Origin of the sequence: Glycomyces albidus, from assembly GCF_009451885.1 — a bacterium.
Classification (GTDB): Bacteria; Actinomycetota; Actinomycetes; order Mycobacteriales; family Micromonosporaceae; genus Glycomyces; species Glycomyces albidus.
The window spans coordinates 1-8,399 of record NZ_WIAO01000073.1 but is presented as its reverse complement, the minus strand read 5'-3'; the positions used below and the strand labels follow the sequence as shown (position 1 = coordinate 8,399).

The window sequence follows — 8,399 nt, the reverse complement described above, 5'->3', positions numbered from 1 at the left end:
CAGACCCCGCCCCCGCCGCCACCGTCGGCGTTCGACCCCCGCACCGACTCGAAGGAGGGCGACCGATGAACCCTGCCCTGCGACGCATGGGCGTGATCGCGCTGGTCCTGCTGGGCGCCCTCATCGCCCAGTCCACCTGGGTGAGCTTCTTCCACCACGACGACTACGGCCTCATCGCCGACTCGCGGACGCTCATCGCCGAGTACTCGGTGCCGCGCGGGCAGATCCTCGCCGGCGACGTCGTCATCGCCCAGTCCGTGGAGACCGACGGCGACTTCTACGTCTACGAGCGCCAGTACCCCGAAGGCGACTACTTCGGGAACATCACCGGCTTCAAGTCGTTCAACTTCGGCTCCAGCCGGCTCGAGGCCGCCGAGAACGCGGTCCTCAACGGCTCCAGCTCGCTGCTGACGTTCGACGACTTCTGGGCCACGGTCACCAAGGAGCAGAAGCCCGGCGGGAACGTCGTCACCACGCTCGACGCGGAACTCCAGCGGGCCGCGTACGACGCGATCGCCGACACCGGCGTCAAGGGCGGCGCGGTCGTCATCGACCCGCAGACCGGCCGCATTCTCGCGCAGGCGTCGTACCCCGGTTGGAACCCGACCGAGGTGTCCTCGAACAACGGCGACACCGCCACCGCGGCCTGGCAGGACCTCGTGGCGCAGGACGGGCCGGACAGCCCGGCGCTCGACCGCACCGGCCAGGAGTGGTACCCGCCCGGGTCGACCTTCAAGACCATTGTCGCCGCCGCCCTCATCGAGAAGACCGGCGCGACCGCCGACACGATGGTCCCGGCCGGGAACGAGTACACCGCCCCGGACACCGACCACGTCATCCGCAACTCCTCGAACCAGTGCCCGGACCAGGAGATGACGCTCGAAGAGGCGTTCGCGAAGTCGTGCAACACCACGTTCGCCCGGCTGTGCGTCGAGGAGCTCACCGCCGACGACATCTCGAGCATGGCCGAGGCGTTCGGCTTCGGCGAGGCGTTCGAGACGCCGCTGGAGACGCTTGCCTCCCAGACCGGCGACCTCTCTGAGGACGCGTTCCGCGCGCAGGCGTGCATCGGCCAGCAGGAGGTCCGCGAGACCGTCCTCCAGAACGCGATCGTGGCCGCCACCGTCGCCAACGAGGGCGAGCGAATGGAGCCGCAGCTCATCGACCGGCTCACCGACTCCCAGGGCGACACCGTCCAGAACGGCGCGGAGGACTCGGCCGGGCGCGTCATCGACATCGACACCGCCCAGGAACTCCAGGTCCTCATGGAGGCTGTGGTCGAAGAAGGCAGCGGCTCCAGCGCCGCGATCGACGGCTACACGGTCGGCGGCAAGACCGGCACCGCGCAGCACTCCGACTCCAGCGACGACAGCGACCTCGACCACGGCTGGTTCCACGGCTGGGCGATGGACAAGGACGGCAACCCGGCCGTCGCCGTCTGCGTGTTCCTCGACTCCTACGACGAGGGCGCCTCGGGCAAGGCCGCGGAGATCTCGGGGATGCTCATGGAGCAGGTGCTCGAGGGCAGCGGGGAATGACGCCCGCGGGCCCGGCCCCGGAAGGGACGGCCCGCAGGCGTCGCCGAGGCGGCCCGGATCAGGGCCCGTGAGCCCCGCCGAGGCGGCCCGCGTTCCGCGGCTCGCGGGCCCCGCCGGGGCGGGGAGCGCGAAGGGACGGCGAAACAGTCACGGTTTCCTCAAGATCACCGGGATCGGCAACCGAAGGGGCCGCCGGGGCGTGGATCTTCGGAGACGGTTCGATCGGCTCGATAACGGGAGACCGGGTGCCGGGCCGCCTGCCAGTAGACTGAAGCGTCGATCCCCCCGGAGCCGATCCGCCCAAAGAAACGAGGATTCGCCGTGTTGAGCCCCGAAATGCTCCTCGGGCAGCGCTATCGCCTGCGCGAACGCATTGCCGTGGGCGGCATGGGCGAGGTCTGGCGGGCCGAGGACACCGTCCTCGAGCGCACCGTGGCCGTCAAGGCCATGCTGCCGTCCCTGCTCAGCGAACCGGGCTTCACCCAGCGCTTCGCCGCCGAGGCGAAGACCGTCGCGGCCCTCACCCATCCCCACATCGTCAACGTCCACGACTTCGGCAACGCCGACCTGCCCAGCGGCGAGACCACGGCCTACCTGGTGATGGAGTTCGTCGAAGGCAAGTCCCTCGCCGACCTCATAGCCGAACGCGGCCGCATCGACGCCCGCGAACTCATGCCCGTCATCGCGGCCACCGCCGAGGCCCTGCACCACGCCCACGTGCACGGCGTCATCCACCGCGACATCAAGCCCGGGAACATCCTGGTGCGCGACCGGGACGGCCGCGCCGTCCTCACCGACTTCGGCATCGCCCGCTCCGGCGCCTCCGGCGACCTCACCCAGACCGGCGCGGTCATGGGCACCGCCTCCTACATCGCCCCCGAGCAGGCCGAAGGCACCGGCGTGCTCCCCGCCTCCGACATGTACTCGCTCGGCGTCGTCGCCTTCCACGGCCTCACCGGGCACCGGCCCTTCCAGGCCGAGAACCCGATCGAACTCGCGCTGCACCACGTGCGCACCCCCGCGCCGCCGCTCCCGCAGGACATCCCGCCGGGCGTGCGCGCGTTCGTCGAACGCGCCATGTCCAAGGACCCGCACCGGCGGTTCGCCACCGGCGCCGAGATGGCCGCCAACGCGCTGGCCGCGGTCGACGCGCCCCCGGCGACCTCCGTGATGCCGCCGGTGGGCCAGCTTCCCCGCCGCGCCGGCGTCGTCCCGATGGGCGGACCGCCCGCCGGCGTCGCCGACCCGTCCATGGGCGCCATGCAGCCGCCGGCCCCGAACTCGCCTCCCGGGATCGACCTCGGAGCCGTCCCGGCGGCCCCCGCGTCCCGGCCCGGACCGAACAAGGCGCTGCTCGGTGCGATCGTGGGCGTGGTGGCCCTGGTCCTGGTGGGCGGTATGGTGTGGCTGCTGCTGTCCATGAACGGCGGCGACGACCCCTCCGGCGGCGGCGACGACCCGGCGACGACCGCCACCGAAGAAGGCGCCGACGAGGAGAGCGCCGACGAGGAGACCACGCCGGAAGACCCGCGCACAACCGGCGAAGGCCCTGGCGAAACCCAGTCCGGGGGCGGGATCGGCGACTGCATCGGGAACAACACCTGTGGCGACCGATAGAGGGTTTTCGGGCCTGCCGCTGCCATTAGAATCAAGCCGCGATGAACGGAACACGAGGACGTAAAACGCGATGACGACAGAGCCCCGCCTGCTCGGCGGCAGATACGAGATCGGCGAGGTCGTCGGCTACGGGGGGATGGCCGAAGTCCACCGCGGCCGCGATCTTCGACTCGGCCGCGACGTGGCGGTGAAACTGCTCCGGGCCGACCTGTCTCGTGACGAGTCGTTCCTCATCCGATTCCAGCGCGAAGCCCAGAACTCCGCCTCGCTGAACCACCCCAACATCGTCGCCGTCTTCGACACCGGCGAGGACATGGGCATCCCCTACATGGTGATGGAGTTCGTCAACGGCCGCACCCTCAAAGAGGTCCTGATCGCCGAGGGCCGCTTCGAGTACACCGCGGCCTGCGAGGTCGTCGCCGACATGTGCTCGGCCCTCGACTTCAGCCACAAGCACCACATCATCCACCGGGACGTCAAGCCCGGCAACGTGATGCTCTCGGACACCAGCCAGGTCAAGGTCATGGACTTCGGCATCGCCCGGGCGCTCGCGTCCGGCCAGGCCACCATGACGCAGACCAGCGCCGTCATCGGCACCGCCCAGTACCTCTCGCCCGAGCAGGCCCGCGGCGAGACCGTCGACGCCCGCTCCGACGTGTACGCGGTCGGCTGCGTCCTCTACGAGCTCCTCGTCGGGCACCCGCCGTTCACCGGCGACAACCCCGTGTCCGTGGCCTACCAGCACGTCCGCGAAGAGGCCCGGCCGCCTTCGGAGCTCAACCCGAACGTCCCGCCCTCGGTCGACGCCGTCGTCATGAAGGCCCTCGCGAAGAACCCCGAGCACCGGTACCACTCGGCCGCCGAGATGCGCGAGGACCTCATCCGCGCCGCCCGCGGCCAGGAGGTCATGGCGCCCGCCGTCCTGGGCGCCGGCGACCGCACCGCGATCATCGGCGACGCCGACGCGACCGCGCCGATCCGCCAGCTCCCGACGTCCTCCAGCAGGCGCCGCCCGTGGCTCATCGCCCTGGGGGTGATCCTCGCGCTCGTCGCGGTCACCGCGGCCGCGTGGGGCATCATGCGCGCGATGGACGAGACGGCGCTGGTAAGCGTGCCGGGGGTGATAGGCCAGGCCGAAGCGGCCGCCACCGAGGCGCTCGAGGCCGAGGGCTTCGAGGTCGAACGGGTGGAGCAGAAGGCCACGGCGGTCGACGACCCCGGGCTCGGCAACGTCGTCGACCAGAACCCGCCGCAGGGCGAGGAGGTCGAGGCGGGCACGACGGTCCAGATCACCGTCCTGGTCGAGCCCGACCCCGTCGAGGTCGAGGACGTCCTCGGCGACCAGTTCACCGACGCCGAGGCCACGCTCACCGAGGACGGACTCAAGGTCGTCAAGAAGGAGATCGCCAGCACGCAGGAGCCGGGCACCGTCCTCGAGCAGGACCCGGAGGGCGGCGAGGTGGTCCCGCTCGGCACCGAGGTGACGCTCACCGTCTCCGCCGGCGGCGAGGCCACCGTCCCGAACGTCATCGGCATGACCACCGACCTGGCGAGGTCGACCCTGGAGGGCGAAGGCTTCGTGGTCGAGCTCGTCTACGGCAACGGCGGCGACACCCCGGGCGTCGTCTACGACCAGAACCCCGCCGCCGAGTCCACTGAGGAGGACGGCTCCACGGTCACCATCACCGCCCAGGGCGTGCTGGTAGCCTGGGACGCCACGACCACGCCGCAGGCCCTCATGGACGCGCTCAACGGCGCCGGCCTCGCCGCCGTCATCGAAGGCGACCCCGAGGCCGAGACCATTGAGAGCGTCTCCGGCCCCGACGGCGCCCTCACCAGCGGCACCGCCGTCGCCCCGGGCACCGAGATCACCATCGTCCCCGCGAGCGACGACGGCGGCGGAGGCGGCGGCAACGAAACCACCACCGACGAAGAGAGCTGCAACCCGATCGACCCGACCTGCCAGGACAACGGCAACTGATCTGATGGACTTTGCGGGCCCGGCGCGACAGCGCCGGGCCCGCAACGTGTCCTGCGTCTCGAATCCGAATCCGGCGCGTGTCGCTTCCGGCGTGTCCGAAAATTCTGTAGTCTTATCTGTACATGCCGAGACATCCCAACAAGCACATCCGCGCGGCGATCGAGTACATGGAGGCAAGAGGCTGGAAGATCGAGAAGAGCCACGGGCACGCGTGGGCTCGGGGCTACTGTCCTGGCGGTGCCACCGGGTGCAGGCCGCCGAGTTCGATTCTCTCGACCCCCAGAACACCCGAAGGCCATGCCGCCCGTCTGCGGAAGATCGCAGACTCGTGTCCGCACGGCTCGCACGTCGAGAAAGGAGCATGAATCGTGACCGTTTACCCGTTCGAACTGCATTTCTTCGGTCCGCCTGGGGATCACGTCATCGATGAGCTGTATGAGGCCGGCTGGGACGACGCCGTGATCAACTTCGAACCGTCCACAGGCGGTGAGGGATCGGCGATCTTCGACAGGGAGGCCCCCTCGGCGCTGCAGGCGGTCGTGTCGGCCATCCGGCAGGGCCGGAAGGCCGGGGTCGAACTGCTCGGTGCCACCGAGGACTACGTGACGCTCACCGAGATCGCCGAGCGCACCGGCAGGACCCTGTCCGCCGTCGACCACTGGGCCACCGGCCGGCGCGGACCCGGCGACTTCCCCGCGCCGCGCGTGCCGCGGCCGCGAGTGAGCCTGTACTCGTGGGCGGAGGTCACCATGTGGCTGGTGCAGCACGGCCTGGCGGCGATGTCCCCTGAGGGGGTGGAGATCGCCCGGATCTGCGAGGTCGCCGACGCGACGCTCCGCGCGCGGCGGTTGCAGAACCGCCTGGCCGAAGCGGAGCGGGAGGCGCTCAACCTCGCGGTGGCCTGACGGCCGCACGCGAACGGGCTCCGGCAGACGGAAGGGCCCCGGCCTGCTGGCCGGGGCCCTTCGCTCCTCTCGTCCGCCGCGCGTTACCCGCCTCGGTGCTGCGCGGCTCGCGGAGTCCGGCTCCCGGAGCGAGCAGCGTCTCCGGGAGGGTCGCTACTTCGGTTCGATGCCGCCCTCGAGGATGCGGACCATGATCGGGTTGTCGAAGTAGATGTCGTTGAGCTCGTAGGAGCCCGGGTCGATCGACTTCACCCGCTCGCCCTCGATGGCGTAGGAGACGCGCTGGTTCAGGAACAGCGGCAGGCGCGGCAGGGTCTCGTTGAAGACGATGCCGAGCGTCTTGTTCGCCTCGGCCTGCTCCTCAGGGGTGCCCTTCTGCGACGCCAGGTACAGGTCGTCGACGTTGACCGTGCCCAGCGAGGTCGTGGCGACCTCGGCGGTCGGCAGGCCCATGCCCGGGGCGTCGGCGGTCTGGGAGTTGTCGGTGAACCAGGTCATCTGCCAGGAGCCGTAGACGTAGGGGACGAACGGGTTCGCCCACTGGCGCACCGCGATGTCGAACTCGCCCGCGCCCCAGATGCCCCACGGGTTGTCCGCGGGGACGTTCTCGTAGGCCACGTTCAGGCCGAAGTCGGTGAGCTGCGACGCCGCCTGCTCGCCGGTGAGCGAGAAGTCCGTCCAGCCCTCGACGCCGATGATCGTGTACTCGGCGAGCGACCCGTCCGGCTTGTGCCAGCCGTCCGACTCCTTGGTCCAGCCGGCGCCGGTCAGCAGCTCCTCGGCCTTGGCGTGGTCGGTCGTGTAGTACTCCAGCTCGACGTCGTCGAACAGGCCCTCCGCGTGCGGGTCCGGCAGGCCCGTGTAGGTCGCCGGAATGTAGTAGCCGCCCGCGCCCTTGGCGATCTCGCCGATGACCTCGGTGTCGAAGACGTACATGAACGCCTTGCGCACGTTGACGTCCGCGAACTCGGGGAACCGGCCCTGGTTGAGCATCAGGCCGACGCCGTCGTAGCCGGGGGTCGACAGCTCCTTGAGGCCCTCGACGCCCGCGATGGTCTGGCGGTCGGTCGCGCCGAGCACCTGGGTCGAGTAGTCCACTTCAGACGACAGCAGGAACTGCACCGAAGCGGCGTTGTCGCCCTTCTGGACCTCGACGGTCTCGAACTTCACCTGGTCGGCGAAGAGGCCGTCCTCGTGGCGCGTGAGCGTGATGACGGTCTCGCCGACCTGGTCGAACTTGTAGGCGCCGCAGGAGATGAACTCCTCGGTGTCGAGGAAGTCCTCGGCGGCGATCTTCTCCGCCAGCGCCACCTGGCCCGGGTCGCCCTGGACCTCGCCTGCCTCGACCAGGCCCCGGGCCTCGTCCATCCACTCGCCGTAGCGCGAGGACGGGAGCACCTGCGCTTTGAGCGCGCCGTGCTCGACGCCGGTGAACACCTCGGTGTACGTCACCGTGACGGTGGTGTCGTCGTCGGCGGTCGCGGACACGAGCTGGTCCCAGCCGATGGTGCCCTGGGCGGCGTTGAGCTTCTGGAGGTAGATGGTCCCGGCGACGTCGGCGGCGGTGACGTCGGTGCCGTCGGTCCACTTGATCCCCGAGCGGAGCTTGATCGTCAGGGTGGTGCCTTCGAGCGCGACCGACTCGGCGAGCTGCGGCAGCCACTCGAACGTGTTCCAGTCCAGGATCGCGCAGCGGGGGATGAAGAGCTCGGCCACGGGGGCGGCCGTCAGGAGCACACCGGTGTTCAGCGCCGCGTTGTAGTGCTCGACGGAGGTGTCGAACGGGTACACGTACACGAACTTGCCGCTGGCCCCGCCGTCGCCGCCGCCGCTGTCGGCCTGGCAGGCCCCGAGGAGGGACGTGGTCGCAACGGCGCCGGCGCCGAGGCCGACCGCCTGCATGAGGTTGCGTCGGCTGAGCTCGAATCGCTGAGAGGTCATCGCCGTTTCCTTTCGATGTAGAGGGCGAGAGAAGTGATGAGGATGAGGAACAGCCCGAGTCCGACGGTCAGCGCGCTGATGGAGGACTCCGCGGTTCCGCTGGGCAGGAGGAGCAGGTGGAGCCCGGCGGCCAGGGTCAGGAGGACCCCGAACGCGAGCCCCGTGCGGGCGATCAGGCCGACCATGCCGCTCCAGGTGTCTTGTTTGGATCGTCGGCTCCGGCGGGAGCGGGACGCCGCGAACCGGGGACGGCGTCGAGGGTGAGCGTCCGGTCGTCGCCGCGCGGGGTGTCGCGGCGCCGGTCGCGCGCCACCACGTGGCAGGCGACGCGGCGGCGGCCGCGAGGGCCGGTGCCGCCGCGCCCTCAAGGGCCGGGACGGCTGCGCCCTCAAGGGCCGGAACGGCGCTGTCGCACAG

At 70.4% G+C, this 8,399-nt stretch carries 6 protein-coding genes; 4 read left to right on the top strand and 2 right to left on the bottom strand.

All coding sequences use genetic code 11. The features are described 5' to 3' along the window. Positions 1–65: 65 nt before the first annotated feature. The 4 genes from GFD30_RS25875 (at position 66) to GFD30_RS25860 (ending at position 6,041) form a co-directional block, all read left to right on the top strand. A complete protein-coding gene (locus GFD30_RS25875; protein WP_153028032.1) occupies positions 66–1,538 on the top strand; it encodes a penicillin-binding transpeptidase domain-containing protein in 1,473 nt (490 codons plus the stop codon). A gap of 321 nt (positions 1,539–1,859) precedes the next feature. Continuing rightward, complete coding sequence (locus tag GFD30_RS25870; RefSeq protein ID WP_153028031.1) at positions 1,860–3,155, top strand: serine/threonine-protein kinase; 1,296 nt, start codon at positions 1,860–1,862, stop codon at positions 3,153–3,155. 70 nt (positions 3,156–3,225) lie between these two features. Next, the gene (gene pknB, locus GFD30_RS25865) at positions 3,226–5,136 is read left to right on the top strand and encodes a Stk1 family PASTA domain-containing Ser/Thr kinase (RefSeq protein ID WP_153028030.1); all 1,911 of its coding nucleotides are present in this window, start codon (positions 3,226–3,228) and stop codon (positions 5,134–5,136) included. A 368-nt stretch (positions 5,137–5,504) separates the two neighbouring features. Further along, complete coding sequence (locus tag GFD30_RS25860) at positions 5,505–6,041, top strand: hypothetical protein (RefSeq protein WP_153028029.1); 537 nt, start codon at positions 5,505–5,507, stop codon at positions 6,039–6,041. Positions 6,042–6,194: 153 nt separating this feature from the next. Here the strand turns inward: GFD30_RS25860 and GFD30_RS25855 are convergent, their stop codons facing one another. Together GFD30_RS25855 and GFD30_RS25850 are read right to left on the bottom strand one after the other, a co-directional pair. Next, complete coding sequence (locus GFD30_RS25855) at positions 6,195–7,982, bottom strand: ABC transporter substrate-binding protein (protein ID WP_153028028.1); 1,788 nt, start codon at positions 7,980–7,982, stop codon at positions 6,195–6,197. Beyond that, on the bottom strand, positions 7,979–8,167 hold the full coding sequence (locus GFD30_RS25850) for a hypothetical protein (protein ID WP_153028027.1): 189 nt from the start codon (positions 8,165–8,167) through the stop codon (positions 7,979–7,981). The genes GFD30_RS25855 and GFD30_RS25850 overlap by 4 nt, the downstream gene beginning before the upstream one ends. Between the last annotated feature and the right edge of the window lie 232 nt (positions 8,168–8,399).